The sequence below is a fragment of the Streptomyces sp. NPDC058284 genome, assembly GCF_042881135.1.
Lineage (GTDB): Bacteria > Actinomycetota > Actinomycetes > Streptomycetales > Streptomycetaceae > Streptomyces.
In genome coordinates this window covers 671,979-690,770 of the sequence record NZ_JBHVYE010000001.1, presented here as the reverse complement: position 1 = coordinate 690,770, position 18,792 = coordinate 671,979, and the positions used below count along the sequence as shown (strand labels likewise).

Sequence of the window (18,792 nt, the reverse complement as noted above, 5' to 3'; positions counted from 1 at the left end):
GCTCCTTTCCTGTCGCATCACGTGCACCGTTACTCGTGAGTCGCTGACCAGACTGGAGGGTCCCGCATCTCCGGCAACAAGGGGGACCCGTACATGCACGGCTCGCGCATCGCCGCTGTCGGCCACTACCAACCCGCGAAGGTCCTCACCAACGAGGACCTGGCGGGCCTGGTCGACACGAGCGACGAGTGGATCCGCTCCCGGGTGGGCATCCGCACCCGCCATATCGCGGGCCCGGAGGAGCCGGTCGACGAGCTGGCCGCGCACGCCGGCGGCAAGGCCCTCGCGGCCGCCGGTCTGACCCCCGACGCGATCGACCTGGTCCTGGTCGCGACCTCCACGGCCATCGACCGCTCGCCGAACATGGCCGCACGGGTCGCGGCCCGGCTCGGCATCCCCGGGCCGTGCGTGATGGACCTCAACGTCGTGTGCGCGGGCTTCACGCACGCCCTCGCCACCGCCGACCACACCGTACGGGCCGGCGGCGCGAGCCGTGCCCTGGTCATCGGCGCGGACAAGATGACCGAGGTCACCGACTGGACGGACCGCACCACCTGCGTGCTGACCGGCGACGGCGCGGGCGCGGTCGTCGTCGAGGCGTGCGGCCCCGACGAGGAGCCCGGCATCGGTCCCGTGCTGTGGGGCTCGGTGCCCGAGATGGGCAACGCCGTCCGCATCGAGGGCACGCCGCCGCGCTTCGCCCAGGAGGGCCAGAGCGTCTACCGCTGGGCGACGACGCAGCTGCCCCCGCTCGCCCGCGCGGCCTGCGAACGCGCCGGGCTGACCCCCGCCGATCTCGCCGGACTCGTCCTGCACCAGGCCAACCTGCGGATCATCGAGCCGCTCGCCGAGCGCATCGGCGCCGTGAACGCCGTCGTCGCGCGCGATGTCATCGACTCGGGGAACACCTCGGCGGGGAGCATCCCCATGGCGCTGTCCAAGCTGGTGGAGCGCGGCGAGCTCGCCTCCGGGGACCCGGTCCTGCTGTTCGGCTTCGGCGGCAACCTGTCGTACGCGGGACAGGTCGTGCGCTGCCCGTAAGGGAACCGCTGCCTGTGAAGGCGGCGCGGCTCCAGAGGCTCGTAGACTGTAGACAAAAGGCAATCGTCGAGGAGGGGGCCGCGATGTTGTCCACAGGACTGCCGCAGGGGGCGGTGCCCCGACTCGAACGGCCGGGGCCGCTGAGGGAGCGGGTCTACGACGCGCTGCTCGAACTGATCACGACCCGTTCGCTGCGGCCCGGTCAGCACCTGGTCGAGAGTGAGCTTGCCGGGCACCTGGGAGTCTCGCGGCAGCCGGTGCGCGAGGCGTTGCAACGGCTGAACACCGAGGGCTGGGTCGATCTGCGGCCCGCCCAGGGCGCGTTCGTGCACGAGCCCACCGAGCAGGAGGCGGACCAACTCCTCACGGTCCGCACCCTGTTGGAGGCCGAGGCGGCCCGGCTCGCCGCCGCGAACGCCGGCGTCGCCGGCATCACGGCGCTCGACGAGCTCTGCACCAAGGGCGAACAGGCCGTGGCCGACGGCGACGTGGACCAGGTGGTCGCCCTCAACGCCGCCTTCCACGCCAAGGTGATGGAGCTGGCGGGCAACGTGGTCCTCGCCGAGCTCGCGGCCCAGGTGGACCGCAGGGTCCGCTGGTACTACACGCCCGTGGCCCGGCAGCGCGGCAGCCAGTCCTGGCTGGAGCACCGCGAACTGATCGCGGCGATCGCCGAGCGCGACGAACAGCGCGCCACGGACATCATGCGGGCCCACACCGAGCACACCCGCCGGACGTACCACCAGCGCGAACAGGGCTGAGAGCCGGTCGTCCGGTCTTCGCGCCCGTCAGGCCTTTGTCCTGTGACTGGAGAAAGTCATGGGTAATTCGTGCGCAACTTCTTCCCAGTCCCGGCAGGCGCTGCTACGTTCCCCTCGAAAGCTTGAAGGGAGCCCGAAGGCGACGGTGGCCGCGGCGACGGCGCGTCGGCCCGAGGGCAACGGCATGGGAAGCCCGATGAGGCGGGGAGGGGCGCGTGAGACGTATGACGGCTCGACCCGCCAATGCGCACCAGGCGCGGCTGTTGCGGCTGTTGCGCGACGGAGGACCCAACTCCCGTGCCCAGCTGGGTGATCAGGTCGACCTCTCGCGGTCCAAACTGGCCGTCGAGGTCGACCGGCTCCTGGAGACCGGCCTCGTGGTCGCCGACGGACTCGCCGCCTCGCGCGGCGGCCGTCGCTCCCACAACATCCGCCTGGCCCCGGCCCTCCGCTTCCTCGGCGTGGACATCGGCGCGACCTCGGTCGACGTCGCGGTGACCAACGCCGAGCTGGAGGTACTCGGCCACATCAACCAGCCCATGGACGTGCGCGAGGGCCCGGTCGCGGTCTTCGAGCAGGTCCTCGCCATGGCGGCCAAACTGAAGGCCTCCGGGCTCGCGGAAGGGTTGGACGGCGCCGGCATCGGCGTCCCCGGGCCCGTCCGCTTCCCCGAGGGCGTGCCGGTCGCGCCGCCGATCATGCCGGGCTGGGACGGGTTCCCCGTCCGGGAGGCCCTCAGCCAGGACCTCGGCTGCCCCGTCATGGTCGACAACGACGTGAACCTCATGGCGATGGGGGAGCAGCACGCGGGCGTCGCACGCTCCGTGGGTGACTTCCTCTGCGTCAAGATCGGCACGGGCATCGGCTGCGGCATCGTCGTCGGCGGTGAGGTCCACCGCGGTGCGACGGGCAGCGCAGGCGACATCGGCCACATCCGCTCCGAACCGGACGGACGCCCCTGCGCCTGCGGCAACAGGGGCTGCCTGGAGGCCTACTTCAGCGGCGCGGCGCTCGCCCGCGACGCCGAGGCGGCGGCCAGGGAGGGGCGTTCGGCGGAGCTCGCCACGCGGCTCGACGAGGCGGGGCGGCTCAGCGCCGTCGACGTCGCGGCGGCCGCGGCGGCGGGTGACGCCACGGCGCTCGACCTCATCCGCGACGGCGGCAACCGCACCGGCCAGGTCATCGCGGGCCTCGTGAGCTTCTTCAACCCCGGTCTCGTGGTGATCGGCGGCGGTGTGACCGGCCTCGGCCACACCCTGCTCGCCGCGATCCGCACCCAGGTCTACCGCCAGTCGCTGCCCCTGGCGACCGGCAACCTCCCCATCGTCCTCGGCGAGTTGGGCCCCACCGCCGGGGTCATCGGAGGCGCGCGGCTCATCAGCGACCACCTGTTCTCACCGGCCTGAGCCGACGCCCGCCGACGCCCGCCTACGACCGGTCCGTACGGAACGTAGCGACACATAGATCAGCACGCCCAGTACAGCGCGCACATCCCGTCCTGCCCTCCCGTCCTGTCCCGCCCCGCCCTGCCCTGCCTTCATCTGTCATGCCCAGCTCACTCCTGCCCTGCTGCGGCCGCCGCCGAGGGGAACCGTCATGGCATCCACATCACCCCTGCTCACCATGTCCGGCATCACCAAGTCGTTCCCCGGGGTCCGCGCCCTCGATGGCGTCGACCTCCAGGTCCAGGCCGGGGAGGTGCACTGCCTCCTCGGCCAGAACGGCGCCGGGAAGTCCACCCTCATCAAGGTCCTCGCGGGCGCCCACCAGCCCGACGGCGGCGAGATCACCTGGCGCGGCGAACGCACCACGTTCCGCTCGCCGATCGCCGCCATGCGGCTCGGTATCGCCACCATCTACCAGGAACTCGACCTGGTGGAGGGGTTGTCCGTCGCCGAGAACGTCTACCTCGGGCACGAACCGACAGCCGCCGGATTCGTCGTCCGCGGCCGGGCGGCCAGGGCGTCGACCGCCACCCTGCTCAAGCGGCTCGGGCATGCGGAGATCGCCCCCGGACGGCTCGTCGGCGAGCTCTCCGCCGCCCAGCGGCAGATCGTCTCGATGGCCCGCGCGCTCTCCCACGAGGTCCGCCTGATCGTCATGGACGAGCCGTCCGCCGCCCTCGACCCCGACGAGGTCGACAATCTCTTCCGTATCGTCGGGGACCTCACCGCCGACGGCGTCGCCGTCATCTACATCTCGCACCGCCTCGAGGAGATCCGCCGCATCGGCGACCGCGTCACCGTCCTCAAGGACGGGCGTGCCGTCGCGGGCGGCCTCCCCGCCAAAACGACGCCGACCAGAGACGTCGTGGCGCTGATGACGGGCCGCAACGTCGAGTACGTCTTCCCGGAGCGGCCACCCGCGGATGCCGTACCACCGGCCGAGGCGAGCCCGGTGTTGACCGTGCGCGGGCTGTCCCGGCACGGCGAATTCGAACCCCTCGACCTCGATCTGCGCCCCGGCGAAATCGTCGGCCTCGCCGGACTCGTCGGCTCGGGACGTTCCGAGATCCTGGAGACGATCTACGGCGCACGCAAACCCAGCACCGGCCAAGTCGCCGTGGACGGAAGGGTGTTGCGGCCCGGCAGTGTCCGGGCCGGTGTCCGCGCCGGGCTGGGGCTCGCCCCGGAGGAGCGCAAGGCGCAGGCCCTCCTCATGCTGGAGTCCGTCACCCGCAACGTCTCGGTCTCCTCCATGTCCCGCTTCAGCCACGGGGGCTGGCTCGACCGGGGCGCCGAGCGCGAGGCCGCGGGCGCCGCGACGCGCGAGCTGTCGCTGCGCCCCGACGAACCGAACGTCCCCGTGCGCACCCTCTCCGGCGGCAACCAGCAGAAGGCCGTCCTGGCCCGCTGGCTGCTGCGCGGCTGCCGCGTCCTGCTGCTCGACGAGCCGACCAGGGGCGTCGACGTCGGTGCCCGCGCCGAGCTGTACGCGGTGATCCGCCGCCTCGCCGACGAAGGCCTCGCCGTGCTGCTCGTCTCCAGCGAAGTACCCGAGGTGCTCGGCCTCGCCGACCGCGTCCTGGTCCTGCGCGAAGGCCGCGTCGTGCACACCGCACCCGCCCGTGACCTCGATGAACACCGCGTACTCGACCTCGTCCTCGAAGGGAGCCCGGCGGCATGACCCAGCCAGCCCCGGCGGCCGAGGCCGCCGCCCGCAAGACCGCCTCCACCGACGGCGGCAAGCCGTGGCGCGCCACGGTGGCCCGCGCCGACGTGCGCACGCTGTCCCTGGTCGGCGTGCTCGCCGCGCTGATCCTGATCGGCGGCATCACCCAGCCCGACTCGTTCCTCGACACCGACAACGTCCAGCTGATCCTCACCCAGGCCTCCGTCATCGGCGTGGTCACCGTCGGCATGACGTTCGTGATCATCTCCGGCGGGATCGACCTGTCGGTCGGCGCGATCGTCGCGCTCGCCTCGGTGTGGGCGACGACGGTCGCCACCCAGGAGTACGGCTTCGCGGGCATCCTCTTCACCGCCGTGATCGTCGGCCTGGGGTGCGGCCTGGTGAACGGCCTGCTCATCGCGTACGGCGGGGTGGTGCCGTTCATCGCCACCCTCGCCATGCTCGCCTCGGGCCGCGGCCTCGCCCTGCAGATCACCGACGGCAAGACCCAGATGGTCACCGTGGACGGAGTGCTGGAGCTCGGCGAGCGCGACTCCTACATCCTCGGCATCCCGCCGCTGGTCCTCGTCTTCGCCGGCGTCACCGTGGTCGGCTGGCTGCTGCTGAACCGCACCACGTTCGGGCGGCGCTCGCTGGCGGTCGGCGGCAACGCGGAGGCGACGCGCCTCGCCGGCATCGACGTCCGCAGGCAGCGGCTCTATCTGTATCTGCTCTCCGGCCTGTGCTGCGGCATCGCGGCCTTCCTGCTCATCGTCCTCGCGGGCTCGGGACAGAACACCAACGGCAACCTGTACGAACTCGACGCGATCGCGGCGGTGATCATCGGCGGCACCCTGCTCACCGGCGGCCGCGGCACCATCACGGGCTCCGTGCTCGGCGTGCTGATCTTCACCACGATCCAGAACATCTTCGCGCTCAACAACCTGGAGACCGCGACCCAGCAGATCGCCAAGGGCGCGATCATCGTCGCCGCGGTGCTCGTCCAACGTCGTACGGCCCACACTTCCTGAGCTGAGGGGTTCACCCATGCCAACCAACACGAGCCGCAGAGGACTGCTCCTCGGAGCCGCCGCCCTCTCCACCGGGGCCCTGATCACCGGGTGCACCAGCAACGAGACCAAGGACGACGAGGGCTCAGGGGACACCTCGCAGCAGGTCGCCGACGACAAGCCGGGCAAGAAGGTCACCATCGGCTTCGCCGGGCCCCAGGCCGACCACGGCTGGCTCAACGCGATCAACGACAACGCCAGGAAGCGGGCGGCGAAGTACGCGGACGTCACGCTGGAGGCGACCGAGGGCTCCAACGACACCGCGGCGCAGATCGGCCAGGTCGAGACGCTGATCAACAAGAAGGTCGACGTCCTGGTCATCCTGCCTGCCGACGGCAAGGCGCTCACCCAGGTCGGCCTGAAGGCGATGAAGGCGGGCATCCCCGTCGTCAACCTCGACCGCGTCTTCGCCACCCCGCAGGCCTACCGCTGCTGGATCGGCGGCGACAACTACGGCATGGGCCTGAGCGCCGGGCACTACATCGGCGAGAAGCTCAAGGACAAGAAGGACGCCCGCGTCGTGGAGCTCGCGGGGCTCGACAACCTCGAACTCACCAAACAGCGCAGCAAGGGCTTCGACGACGCCCTGAAGAACTACTCGAACATCAAGAAGGTCGCCCGGCAGGCCGCCGACTTCACCGTCGAGTCGGGCCAGTCGAAGATGTCCCAGCTCCTGCAGGCCCAGAAGAACTTCGACGCCCTGTGGAACCACGACGACGACCAGGGCGTGGGCGCCCTGCGCGCCATCAAGCAGGCGGGCCGCGACGACTTCCTGATGGTGGGCGGCGCGGGCGCGCTCTCCGCGTTCCAGGCCATCGAGGCGGACAACAGCGTCCTGAAGGCCACGGTCCTCTACCCGCCCACCATGGCCGCCTCCGCGATCGACCTCGCGCGCGCCCTCGGCCAGGGCAAGGGCGTCAGCGGCATGGCGGAGTTCGAGATCCCGTCCTTCGTCACCTGCTACTCCGCCGTGGTCGACAAGGAGAACGTCGGCCAGTACATGTCCACCGGCTTCAAGTGATGCGCACGCCCGCACCCCCCACCGAGCGTTTACGAGGAGGAGTACCGCATGCGTGAGACGGACACCGAGGCAGGGGCCGATTCCGGGGCGGCAGGCAAACGGCCGCTGGGAGTGGGCATGGTCGGCTACGCCTTCATGGGCGCCGCCCACTCCCAGGGCTGGCGCACCGTGGGGCGCGTCTTCGACCTGCCGGTGCGGCCGGTGCTCTCGGCCGTCTGCGGGCGCGACGGTGGCGCCGTGCGGGCCGCCGCCGACCGGCTCGGCTGGGCCCACGCCGAGACCGACTGGCGCGCGCTGATCGCCCGGGACGACGTCGACCTCGTCGACATCTGCACGCCGGGCGACAGCCATGCGGAGATCGCCCTCGCCGCTCTGGAGGCGGGCAAGCACGTGCTGTGCGAGAAGCCCCTCGCCAACAGCGTCGAGGAGGCAGAGGCGATGGCCGAGGCCGCCGAGCGGGCCCGCGCACGGGGCCAGGTGGCCATGGTCGGCTTCAACTACCGCCGGGTGCCCGCCCTCACGCTCGCCCGGCAGATGGTCGCCGAGGGGCGGCTCGGCGCCCTGCGCCACGTACGCCTGACGTACCTTCAGGACTGGCTGGTCGACGCCAGGTTCCCGCTCACCTGGCGGCTGCGGAAGGACCGGGCGGGCTCCGGGGCGCTCGGCGACCTGGGCGCGCACATCGTGGACCTCGCACAGTTCCTCGCGGGGGAGCCGGTGGCAGGGGTGTCGGCCCTCACCGAGACGTTCGTACGCGAACGGCCGCTCCTGGAAGGCGCGTCCAGCGGGCTCACCGGGGCGGGCGGCGGCCGGCTCGGCACGGTCACCGTCGACGACGCGGCACTCTTCACGGGACGGTTCCCCTCCGGCGCCCTCGCCTCCTTCGAGGCGACCCGCTTCGCCGCCGGCCGCAAGAACGCGCTGCGGGTCGAACTCAACGGCTCAGCAGGCTCGTTGGCCTTCGACCTGGAGCGGTTGAACGAGCTCTCCTTCCACGACCACACCGAGCCCGCCGCGTCGTCCGGCTTCCGGCGCATCCTCGTGACCGAACCCGACCACCCGTACCTCGAGGGCTGGTGGCCGCCGGGCCACGGTCTCGGCTACGAGCACACCTTCGTGCACCAGGCGCGTGACCTGCTGCTCGCCATCACCACCGGGGCGCGGCCCGAGCCCTCCTTCGCCGACGGCCTCTGTGTGCAGCGCGTACTCGCCGCCGTCGAGGAGAGCGCCGCCAAGAACTCCGTCTACACGCCGATCCCCGCCTGATCCCTGCCTGAGGAGGCCCGGTCATGCCGCGCAAGTTCACGCTCTTCACCGGCCAGTGGGCCGACCTGCCGCTCGAAGAGGTCTGCGCCCGCGCCAGCGAATTCGGCTACGACGGTCTCGAACTCGCCTGCTGGGGCGACCACTTCGAGGTCGACAAGGCGCTCGCCGATCCGGCCTACCTCCAGGGGCGGCACGCCCTGCTCGACAAGTACGGGCTCAAGTGCTGGGCCATCTCCAACCACCTCGTCGGGCAGGCCGTCTGCGACGCCATCATCGACGAGCGCCACCGGGCGATCCTGCCCGCCCGCATCTGGGGCGACGGCGAGGCGGAGGGCGTGCGGCAGCGGGCCGCCGCGGAGATCAAGGACACCGCGCGGGCCGCCGCGGCCTTCGGCGTCGAGACGGTCGTGGGCTTCACGGGCTCCTCGATCTGGCACCTGGTGGCGATGTTCCCGCCCGCCCCCGAGTCGATGATCGAGCGCGGGTACGAGGACTTCGCCGAGCGCTGGAACCCGATCCTGGACGTCTTCGACGCACAGGGCGTGCGGTTCGCCCACGAGGTGCACCCCTCCGAGATCGCGTACGACTACTGGACCACGCACAAGGCGCTGGAGGCCGTGGGCCACCGCACCGCGTTCGGGCTGAACTTCGACCCGTCCCATTTCGTGTGGCAGGACCTCGACCCGGTCGGCTTCCTCTACGACTTCCGCGACCGCATCTACCACGTGGACTGCAAGGAGGCCCGGCGCCGTCTGGACGGCCGCAACGGCCGCCTCGGCTCGCATCTGCCCTGGGGCGACCCGCGCCGGGGCTGGGACTTCGTCTCGGCCGGCCACGGCGACGTCCCCTGGGAGGACGTCTTCCGGATGCTGCGCTCCATCGCGTACGAAGGTCCCGTCTCGGTGGAGTGGGAGGACGCGGGCATGGACCGGCTCCAGGGCGCCCCGGAGGCGCTGGCGCACCTGAAGGCGTACGACTTCGAACCCCCGACGGCGTCGTTCGACGCGGCGTTCGGCGGCTCCGACTAGTCCCGGTCCCGCTCCTGTTTGTCCATTGACAGGAAAAAGTTCAACTTCGGTGCCGCGTAAGGGCTTTCCGCCCGGGACAAACGTGGCTACCGTCCCTGAGGTGTACAGGACATGAAGTCTCCGGGGTGACGGCGCACCCCGGCGCACGGCGCACCCACTCCCGTACGACTGTCCCCCCTTCCGGAGGAACCCCGTGCACAGGAAACGCCCAAGACTCCGCACGACACTCGCCCTGCTCACCGGCACCGTGCTCACCGGCGCGAGCCTCACCCTCACTGTCCCGTCGGCCGGCGCCGCCCCCGCGGACCCGCCCCCGGCGGCCGCCTCCCTCGCCGAGGACTTCCAGCAGGTCACCCTCGCCAAGGGCGAACCGGAGATGGGCGAGCCCATGACGCTCGCCGTGCTCCCGGACCGCTCGGTCCTGCACACCTCACGTGACGGCACGCTGCGCCTGACCAACGCCGCGGGCGACACCAAGGTCGCGGGCAGGATACCGGTCTACTCCCACGACGAAGAGGGCCTCCAGGGCGTCGGCATCGACCCGAAGTTCAGCGAGAACCACGCGATCTACCTCTACTACGCGCCCCCGCTGGACACCCCCGCGGGTGACGCCCCGGAGACCGGCACGGCCGAGGACTTCAAGAAGTTCGACGGCGTGAACCGGCTCTCCCGCTTCGTTCTGAAGAGCGACGGCACCCTCGACGCGGCCAGCGAGAAGAAGGTCCTCGACGTCCCGGCGAACCGCGGCATCTGCTGCCACGTCGGCGGCGACATCGACTTCGACAAGGACGGCAACCTCTACCTCTCGACGGGCGACGACTCCAACCCGTTCGCCTCGGACGGCTTCACGCCCATCGACGAGCGCGCCAACCGCAACCCGGCCTTCGACGCCCGGCGCAGCGCGGGCAACACCAATGACCTGCGCGGCAAGATCCTGCGCATCAAGGTCGCCGACGACGGTTCCTACACGGTCCCGGACGGCAACCTCTTCGCCAAGGGCACCGAGAAGACCCGCCCCGAGATCTACGCGATGGGCTTCCGCAACCCCTTCCGGATGAGCGTCGACAAACCGACAGGCACGGTGTACGTGGGTGACTACGGCCCCGACGCGGGCGCCGCCGACCCCAAGCGCGGCCCCGCGGGACAGGTCGAGTTCGCCCGGGTGACCAAGCCCGGCAACTTCGGCTGGCCCTACTGCACCGGCAAGAACGACGCCTACATCGACTACGACTTCGCGACCGGCACCTCCGGCCAGGCCTTCGACTGCGCGGCGCCGAAGAACGACTCGCCGCACAACACGGGCCTGACGGACCTGCCGCCCGCGCAGGAGGCCTGGATCCCCTACGACGGCGGCTCGGTGCCCGAGTTCGGCACCGGCTCCGAGTCCCCGATGGGCGGCCCCGTCTACCGCTATGACGCGGCGAACGCCTCCCCGGTCAAGTTCCCCGAGGCGTACGACGGCGACTTCTTCGCCGGCGAGTTCGGCCGGCGCTGGATCAAGCGCATCGAGCAGGGCGCCGACGGCACCGTCTCCAAGATCAACGCGTTCCCGTGGGCGGGCACCCAGGTCATGGACATGGCCTTCGGCCCCGACGGAGCCCTCTACGTCCTCGACTACGGCACCGGCTACTTCAACGGCGACGAGAACTCCGCCCTCTTCCGCATCGAGAACGCCACCGACGGCCACTCGCCGGTGGTCGAGGCGAGCGCCTCGGTGACCAGCGGCCAGGCGCCGCTGAAGAGCAAGTTCACCGCCAAGGCCACGGACGCCGACGGCGGGACGCTCACCTACTCCTGGGACTTCGGCGACGGCGGCAGGTCGACCCAGCAGAACCCCACCCACACGTACCAGAAGAACGGCGTCTACGCCGCGACCGTGACCGTCAAGGACACCACCGGCCGCACCGGCACGGCCAGCGCGCACGTCACCGTCGGCAACACCGCGCCCAAGGTGACCCTGGAACTCCCGGGGGACGGGCAGCTGTTCACCTTCGGCGACAAGATCCCGTTCAAGGTGAAGGTCACCGACCCCGAGGACGGGACCATCGACTGCGCCAAGGTCAAGGTCACCCACATCCTCGGCCACGACAGCCACGGTCACCCCGTCACCTCGGCCAACGGCTGCGAAGGCACCCTCCAGACGTCGGCGGACGGCGAGCACGACCCGAACGCCAACATCTTCGGGGTCTTCGACGCCGAGTACACCGACAAGGGCGCGAACGGCCAGCCCGCGCTGACCACCCACGACCAGAACATCGTCCAGCCCAAGCACCGCCAGGGCGAGCACTACGGCGACTCCAAGGGCGTCTCCGTGATCAACCACACCCCGGCCCACGGCGGCAAGACCGTCGGCGACATCCACAACGGCGACTGGGTCTCCTTCAAGCCCTACATCCTCGGCAACGCCACCAAGCTGACGGCGCGGGTCGCCTCGGCCGGATCCGGTGGCACGCTGGAGGTCCGCAGCGGATCGGCGACGGGCAGGCTCCTCGGCTCCGCGAAGATCGCGCCGACCGGCTCGTGGGAGACGTACACCGACGTCAGCACGGCCATCACGAAGCCGCCGACGGGAACCACGACCCTGTACCTGGTCTTCAAGGGCTCGGGCACCGGAGCGCTGTACGACGTGGACGACTTCACCTTCACCACCAGGGCCGTCACCGGCCGGAAGGGGTGACCGCGATGCGCACACGTGCCCGCGTCGTCACCGCGACGGCGGTGGCCGCCCTGCTCATCGGCTGCGCCTCGGTTCCGGCCGCCTCCGAGCCGGGGCCCGGCCGGGCGGGCGAGCGAGTGCTCGTCTTCTCCAAGACCGCGGGATTCCGGCACGACTCGATCCCCACGGGCGTCGCCACCGTCAGGGAACTGGGCGCGGAGAACGGCTTCACCGTCGACGCCACCGAGGACGCGGGTGCCTTCACGGCCAAGAACCTCGCCCGCTACGACGCCGTGATCTGGCTCTCGACCACCGGAGACGTGCTGAACGCCGCGCAGCAGACGGCGTTCGAGAAGTACATCCGGGCGGGCGGCGGCTACGTCGGCGTGCACGCGGCGGCCGACACCGAGTACGACTGGCCCTTCTACGGCGGGCTCGCGGGCGCGTACTTCCAGTCGCACCCCGCGATCCAGCCCGCGAAGGTGCGGGCCGAGGATCACGCGCACCCGGCCACGTCCCACCTGGGCACCGGAGCCTGGGACCGCACCGACGAGTGGTACAACTACCGCTCCAATCCGCGCGAGCGGGCCCGCGTCCTCGCCACGCTCGACGAGTCGTCGTACACGGGCGGCACCATGTCGGGGGACCACCCCATCGCCTGGTGCCAGAGCTACGAGGGCGGCCGTTCCTTCTACACCGGGGGCGGCCACACCAAGGAGTCCTTCGCCGAACCGGCTTTCCGCAAGCACCTGTTGGGCGGCATACGCTGGGCGGTCGGCGCCGCCCAGGCCGACTGTCGGCCGGAGAAGGGGTACGCGCCGCTCTTCGACGGCACGGCGGCCTCGCTGGAGGGCTGGAAGCAGGCGGGGCCCGGCTCCTTCGCCCTCAACGCGGACGACGGGACGCTCACGACCACCGGCGGCATGGGCATGCTCTGGTACGACCGCCGCGAACTCGGCTCGTACTCGCTCAAGCTCGACTGGAGGATGGCCGGGGACGACAACTCCGGCATCTTCGTGGGCTTCCCGCCCTCCGACGACCCCTGGTCGGCGGTGAACAACGGCTACGAGATCCAGATCGACGCCACCGACGTCCCCGAGAAGACCACCGGTTCCGTCTACGGATTCCGCTCCGCCGACCTGAAGCAGCGCGACCGGGCGCTGAACCCGCCGGGGGAGTGGAACACGTACGAGATCCGCGTCGAGGGCGAACGCCTCCGGGTCTACCTCAACGGCATCAAGATCAACGATTTCACCAACACGGACCCGGTCCGAAGCCTGCTCCAAGGTCACATCGGCATCCAGAACCACGGCGACGACGATGAGGTCTCCTTCCGCAACATCCGGCTGAGGGAGCTGCCGGGGAGGGGTGCGGGGGGTTCGGGGGCGGTTGGTCCGTCCGCATTAGGTGGTTTGTCCGGACGGGTTGGTGCGTCAGGACGGGTTGGTTCATCCGGAACGGTTGGTACGCCAGGGCGGGTTGGTGCGCCCGCGCCAGTTGGTTCGCCCGGACCGGCTGGCCCATCCGCACCAACTGGTTCATCCGCACCAACTGGCCCATCCGCACCCACTGGTTCATCCGCGCCGAGCGGTTCAGGCGCGGGTCGCTAGACGGCGGCGGGCGGAGGACGCCGGACCTCCGCCCGCCGTCTTGCACCGCACTCACGTTCCTCGAGCTCCTGAGTCGTGTCCCGAGTCCCAAGCTCTTGAACCATGGCAGGAGGCAGCCGTGTCCACATCCGCGACCTCTACATCCGCGCCCTCTACTTCCCCCTTCGGGACCTCGCCCACCGGGACCTCGCCCACCGGGACCTCACCCATCGGTACCTCGTCCGCTGACGCCCCGGCCGCCGATACCCGGCCCGTCGGGGTCTGGTTGATCGGGGCACGAGGCTCGGTCGCGACCACGGCCGTCGCGGGCTGCGCGGCCATGGCGGCCGGTCTGCACCCGCCCACCGGCATGGTGACCGAGACGGCGCCTTTCCTGGACCGCTCCCTGCCGACGTTGTCCTCCCTCGTCTTCGGCGGCCACGACACCACCAGCTGCCCGCTGCCCAAACGCGCCGAGGAGCTCGCCGCGGGCGGCGTCCTGCCGCACGACCTGCCCTCGGCGGTACGCGCCGAACTCGCCGCCGCCGACGCCGAGATACGCCCCGGTGGGCCACAACCGGGCGACACCCGCAGCGACGAGGAACTGATCGATGCCTTCGCCACCGACCTGCGCGACTTCCTACGCCGCCGTGGCCTGGCCCGCGCCGTGGTGGTGAACGTCGCCTCGACCGAACCACGTCCCTCGGACACCGACGAGCGACTCCCCGCCAGCTCCCTCTACGCGGCGGCAGCACTCCGGGCGGGCTGCCCCTACGTGAACTTCACCCCCTCGACCGGTCTGCACCACCCCCGCCTCACCGAGGCGGCGCACGCCAGCGGCCTGCCGCACGCCGGCCGGGACGGCAAGACCGGCCAGACCCTGCTGCGCTCCGTCCTCGGCCCGATGTTCGCGCAACGGGCCCTCGCCGTGCGCGCCTGGTCCGGCACGAACCTCCTGGGCGGCGGGGACGGCGCCGCCCTCGCCGACCCGGCCGCCGCGGCCGTGAAGAACGCGGGCAAGGAACGCGTCCTGGCCGACACGCTGGGCGCCGCCCCCGAGGGCGAGGTCCACATCGACGACGTCCCCTCCCTCGGTGACTGGAAGACGGCGTGGGACCACATCGCCTTCGACGGTTTCCTCGGCACCCGCATGGTCCTGCAGACCACCTGGCAGGGCTGCGACTCGGCCCTCGCCGCCCCCCTGGTCCTGGACCTCGCCCGTCTGACATCCCGCGCCCACGAACGCGGCCTCTCCGGAGCGCTCCCCGCCCTCGCCTTCTACTTCAAGGACCCGGACCCCGGCGCCCCGTCAGCACTGGGCGAGCAGTATGCGGCGCTGCTCGATTTCGCGGCACAGCTGGGAGGGGAAGGATGAGCGGCGCGCCCGCTTCCGGAAGCGACCTGCGCCGCGCCCCTCGCCCGACGGCTCGACCTCCGCACTCCGTACCGGCGGGTGAGGCCTCATGACGGCCACCCGCGCCTGGGCCGAACTCCTGCGCCTGCCCGCCCTGTTCACCGTCCCCGGCGACGCCCTCGCCGGCGCGGCGACGACCGGCCTGCGCCCCAACCGCCGCACCCTCCTGGCCATCAGCTCCTCCCTCTGCCTGTACGAAGCCGGAATGGCCCTCAACGACTGGGCCGACCGAACCGAGGACGCCGTCGAACGCCCCGAGCGCCCCCTCCCTTCCGGCCGCATCACCCCACCCGCGGCCCTCGCCGCGGCCACCGCCCTCACCGCCGCGGGCCTGGCCCTCGCCTCCAGCGCGGGTCGGCCCTCCCTGGCCACAGCGGGCGCCCTGGCCGCGACGGTGTGGGCCTACGACCTCGGCCTGAAGCACACACCGGCGGGCCCGGTGGCCATGGCCACGGCACGCGGCCTCGACCTACTCCTCGGCGCGACGGCTACGGCGGGGGTGGGGGCGGGTGCTGGCGAGGGTGCGGGTGCGGGTGCTGGCGAGGGTGCGGATGTGGGTGCGGGTGTGGGTGTGGGTACGGGCTGGGGTCGGGGTCGGAGGTGGAGCCCGTACTCGGGTGACAGCCGGAGCGCCACGGCCGCCATACCTTCCGCGGGAGCACTCGCCGCCCACACCCTCGCCGTCACCGCGGTCTCCCGCCGCGAGGCCCAGGGCGGCTCCTCCGCCGCCCCCTTGGCCGCGTTGGCAGTGACAACGGTGCTGGCCCGGCTGGTGGGAGGCGACCGCCGCCCTCACTTTGACGGTACGGGGAACCGTTGGGGCGGAGGGAGCGCAGGGGACGAGAGGAGCGGAGGAGGCGCAGGGAGCGGTAGGACCCGAGGCAACGGAGGAAGCCGAGAAGGCGGCGGGACCCGAGGCAGCGGCGGGGCTCGAGGCAGCGAAGAGACCCCAGGCAGCAGAGGAAGCGGAGGGATCCGAGCCAACACCCCCCTCGTCACCTCCCTGGTCGCCCCCCTCATCACTCCCCTCCAAACCGCCCGGCGGCTCCTCCCCGGCGCGCTGTCCCTCGCCTACATCGGGACCGCCGCAAAGCCCCTGTTCCACGCTGCTCTCAATCCATCACCAGCCCTCACCCAACGTGCCGTCGGCGGCGGGATCCGCGCCATGATTCCGTTGCAGGCCGCACTTGCCGCCCGCGCCGGCGCCGCCCGCACCGCTCTGCTGACCGTCGCCCTCGCCCCCGCCGCCCGGAAGTTCGCACGGAAGGTGAGCGTCACATGAGCGAGAACACTCCTCGGTGCCCGGCCCCGCCCGACGGGCTCCGGTTCGGCTACGGCACCAACGGCCTCACCGACCTGCGTCTCGACGACGCCCTCGGCCTCCTCGCCGACCTCGGCTATGCCGGCGTCGGACTGACCCTCGACCACATGCACCTCGACCCCCTCGCCCCCGATCTCGCCGCCCGCACCCGCACGGTGGCCCGCCGTCTCGACCGCCTCGGGCTGACCGCCACCGTCGAAACGGGCGCCCGATACGTTCTCGATCCGCGCCGCAAACACGGTCCCTCCCTCCTCGACCCCGACCCGGAACAACGCTCCGCCCGCGTCCGCCTGCTGACCCGCGCCGTCCAGGTCGCCGCCGACCTCGGTGCCCATGCCGTGCACTGCTTCAGCGGCATCCTCCCGGCGGACACCGCCGATGACGTCGCGTGGCGGCGCCTGGCCGACGCGCTCGGCCCCGTTCTCGACGCCGCGTCGGGCGCCGGTGTACCGCTGGCGGTCGAGCCCGAACCCGGCCACCTCCTCTCCTCACTAGCCGACTTCCACCGTCTGCGCCTCGAGCTCGACGACCCCGACCCCGAACTCCTCGGTCTCACCCTCGACATCGGCCACTGCCAGTGCCTCGAACCGCTCCCTCCAGCGGAGTGCGTACGCGCCGCCATCCCCTGGCTGCGGCACGTCCAGATCGAGGACATGCGTCGCGGAATCCACGAGCACCTGCCCTTCGGAGACGGTGAGATCGACTTCCCGCCCGTCCTCGAAGCTCTGGTCGCAGGCGGCTACCAAGGGCTCACCGTCGTCGAACTGCCCCGCCACTCCCACGCGGGCCCCGAACTCGCAGCCCGCTCCATCGCCTTCCTCAACCGAGCAGCGGAAGCAGCAACCGCCCCAGGGGCCCCTGCTCCGGCGGCCCCAACCTCGGAGCCCCCAACCTCGGAGCCCCCAACCCCGGTAGCCGCCGCCCCGGTGGCCGCCACCGCATCCGCCGATCCCGCCGAAGGAGGTACCCCGTGACCGACACCCCCGGGATCGCCGCCCTCCGCGCCCGTCTCGAAACCGACCTCGGCGGCGCCGCACGGGCCTGGCTCGACCAGGCCGTCGCCGAGGCCGCCGCGTACAGCGAGCGAGAGGAAGGAGAGAGGCAGGGGCCCGTCTCCACCTGGGAGATGAGGTTCGCCGAGGCCGGGCGCCGCTGCGGCCCCGACCACGTGGACGCCGCCCGCGTCCTCCTCCTGCACGCGGCGAACGCGTCCCCGGACACCCTCACCCGCGTCTACGCCCAGGGCACCGCCGCCGAGCGCCGCGCCGTCCTGAACGCCCTGCCCCACCTGGTGCCAGGACCCGACGCCCTTCCGCTCGTCGAGGACGCCCTGCGCACCAATGACACCCGGCTCGTCACCGCGGCCGTCGGACCCTACGCCGCCGCGCACCTCGCCCCGCACGACTGGCGCCACGCCGTCCTCAAGTGCCTGTTCACCGGCGTGCCCGTGGATGCCGTCGCCGACCTGCCGAGACGCGCACGCGGTGACGGCGAACTCGCCCGCATGCTCGGCGACTACGCGAGCGAGCGCACCGCCGCCGGCCGTCCCGTCCCCGGTGACCTGCATCGCGTCCTGTCTCTGACCGCCCCCGAGCCCACCGCGGCCCCGGCGGCTCCCTCGGCCCCCGCGGCCCCTTCGACCGGCGAGGAGCAGAAGTCCTGATGCGCATCTTCGACCCCCACATCCACATGACCTCCCGTACCACCGACGACTATCAGGCGATGTACGCCGCCGGTGTCCGCGCGGTCGTGGAACCCGCCTTCTGGCTCGGCCAGCCGCGCACCTCGCCCGCCTCCTTCTTCGACTACTTCGACTCCCTCCTCGGCTGGGAACCCTTCCGCGCCGCCCAGTACGGCATCTCCCACCACTGCACGATCGCCCTCAACCCCAAAGAGGCGAACGACCCCCGCTGCACGCCCGTCCTCGACGAACTGCCCCGCTATCTCATCAAGGACAACGTCGTCGCCGTCGGCGAGATCGGCTACGACTCCATGACGCCGGCCGAGGACACCGCGCTCGCCACCCAGCTGCATCTCGCCGCCGACCACGAGCTGCCCGCCCTCGTGCACACCCCGCACCGCGACAAGCTCGCCGGCCTGCGCCGCACGATCGACGTCGTCCGCGAGTCCGCCCTGCCCCCGGACCGCGTCCTGATCGACCACCTCAACGAGACGACCGTCAAGGAGGCCAAGGACAGCGGCTGCTGGCTCGGCTTCTCCGTCTATCCAGACACCAAGATGGACGAGGAACGCATGGTCGCGATCCTGCGCGACATCGGACCCGACCAAGTGCTGATCAACTCGGCCGCCGACTGGGGAAAGAGCGACCCCCTCAAGACCCGCAAGGTCGCCGACACCATGCTGGCGGCCGGATACGACGAGGACGACGTAGACCTCGTGCTGTGGCGCAATCCCGTGGCCTTCTACAGCCTCAGCGGACGCCTCCAGCTCGACGCGCGGGAACCGGACGCAGCCACCCACGAAGGCAACTCCATACTGCGCGGCGGGGCGTGA

At 71.5% G+C, this 18,792-nt stretch carries 16 protein-coding genes; all 16 read left to right on the top strand.

The features are described 5' to 3' along the window. The first annotated feature begins 93 nt into the window (after window positions 1-93). Window positions 94-1,041: a beta-ketoacyl-ACP synthase III gene (locus ACFVYR_RS02650; RefSeq protein ID WP_384247802.1), complete on the top strand. Its 948-nt coding sequence runs from the start codon at window positions 94-96 to the stop codon at window positions 1,039-1,041. A gap of 83 nt (window positions 1,042-1,124) precedes the next feature. Further along, window positions 1,125-1,802, top strand: a complete 678-nt coding sequence (locus ACFVYR_RS02645) for a GntR family transcriptional regulator (RefSeq protein WP_384247800.1) — start codon at window positions 1,125-1,127, stop codon at window positions 1,800-1,802. Between the two features lie 224 nt (window positions 1,803-2,026). Next, a complete protein-coding gene (locus tag ACFVYR_RS02640; protein WP_384247799.1) occupies window positions 2,027-3,208 on the top strand; it encodes an ROK family protein in 1,182 nt (393 codons plus the stop codon). A gap of 190 nt (window positions 3,209-3,398) precedes the next feature. Then, window positions 3,399-4,928, top strand: a complete 1,530-nt coding sequence (locus ACFVYR_RS02635) for a sugar ABC transporter ATP-binding protein (RefSeq protein WP_384247798.1) — start codon at window positions 3,399-3,401, stop codon at window positions 4,926-4,928. After that, complete coding sequence (locus tag ACFVYR_RS02630) at window positions 4,925-5,944, top strand: ABC transporter permease (protein WP_384247796.1); 1,020 nt, start codon at window positions 4,925-4,927, stop codon at window positions 5,942-5,944. The genes ACFVYR_RS02635 and ACFVYR_RS02630 overlap by 4 nt, the downstream gene beginning before the upstream one ends. 16 nt (window positions 5,945-5,960) lie before the next feature. Next, on the top strand, window positions 5,961-7,004 hold the full coding sequence (locus ACFVYR_RS02625) for a substrate-binding domain-containing protein (protein ID WP_384247795.1): 1,044 nt from the start codon (window positions 5,961-5,963) through the stop codon (window positions 7,002-7,004). Between the two features lie 48 nt (window positions 7,005-7,052). After that, the gene (locus ACFVYR_RS02620; RefSeq protein ID WP_384247794.1) at window positions 7,053-8,270 is read left to right on the top strand and encodes a Gfo/Idh/MocA family protein; all 1,218 of its coding nucleotides are present in this window, start codon (window positions 7,053-7,055) and stop codon (window positions 8,268-8,270) included. Window positions 8,271-8,293: 23 nt separating this feature from the next. Further along, window positions 8,294-9,298 (top strand): sugar phosphate isomerase/epimerase family protein, encoded by a 1,005-nt coding sequence (locus ACFVYR_RS02615; protein WP_384247792.1) that lies wholly within the window; start codon window positions 8,294-8,296, stop codon window positions 9,296-9,298. A gap of 193 nt (window positions 9,299-9,491) precedes the next feature. Continuing rightward, window positions 9,492-11,975, top strand: a complete 2,484-nt coding sequence (locus ACFVYR_RS02610) for a PQQ-dependent sugar dehydrogenase (RefSeq protein WP_384247790.1) — start codon at window positions 9,492-9,494, stop codon at window positions 11,973-11,975. Window positions 11,976-11,980: 5 nt separating this feature from the next. Then, entirely contained in the window at window positions 11,981-13,564 is a 1,584-nt protein-coding gene (locus ACFVYR_RS02605; RefSeq protein ID WP_384247789.1) for a ThuA domain-containing protein, read from the top strand. A 102-nt stretch (window positions 13,565-13,666) separates the two neighbouring features. Next, window positions 13,667-13,792 carry a hypothetical protein gene (locus ACFVYR_RS02600; protein WP_384248034.1) on the top strand — a complete coding sequence of 42 codons (126 nt, stop codon included), beginning with the start codon at window positions 13,667-13,669 and terminating at the stop codon, window positions 13,790-13,792. Beyond that, window positions 13,773-14,918, top strand: a complete 1,146-nt coding sequence (locus ACFVYR_RS02595; RefSeq protein WP_384248022.1) for an inositol-3-phosphate synthase — start codon at window positions 13,773-13,775, stop codon at window positions 14,916-14,918. Before ACFVYR_RS02600 ends, ACFVYR_RS02595 begins: the two co-directional genes overlap by 20 nt. Before the next feature lie 88 nt (window positions 14,919-15,006). Further along, a complete protein-coding gene (locus ACFVYR_RS02590) occupies window positions 15,007-16,239 on the top strand; it encodes an SCO3242 family prenyltransferase (protein ID WP_384247788.1) in 1,233 nt (410 codons plus the stop codon). Beyond that, complete coding sequence (locus ACFVYR_RS02585) at window positions 16,236-17,252, top strand: sugar phosphate isomerase/epimerase family protein (protein ID WP_384247786.1); 1,017 nt, start codon at window positions 16,236-16,238, stop codon at window positions 17,250-17,252. Before ACFVYR_RS02590 ends, ACFVYR_RS02585 begins: the two co-directional genes overlap by 4 nt. Further along, entirely contained in the window at window positions 17,249-17,941 is a 693-nt protein-coding gene (locus ACFVYR_RS02580; protein WP_384247784.1) for an EboA domain-containing protein, read from the top strand. The genes ACFVYR_RS02585 and ACFVYR_RS02580 overlap by 4 nt, the downstream gene beginning before the upstream one ends. Further along, complete coding sequence (locus ACFVYR_RS02575) at window positions 17,941-18,792, top strand: TatD family hydrolase (protein WP_384247783.1); 852 nt, start codon at window positions 17,941-17,943, stop codon at window positions 18,790-18,792. The genes ACFVYR_RS02580 and ACFVYR_RS02575 overlap by 1 nt, the downstream gene beginning before the upstream one ends.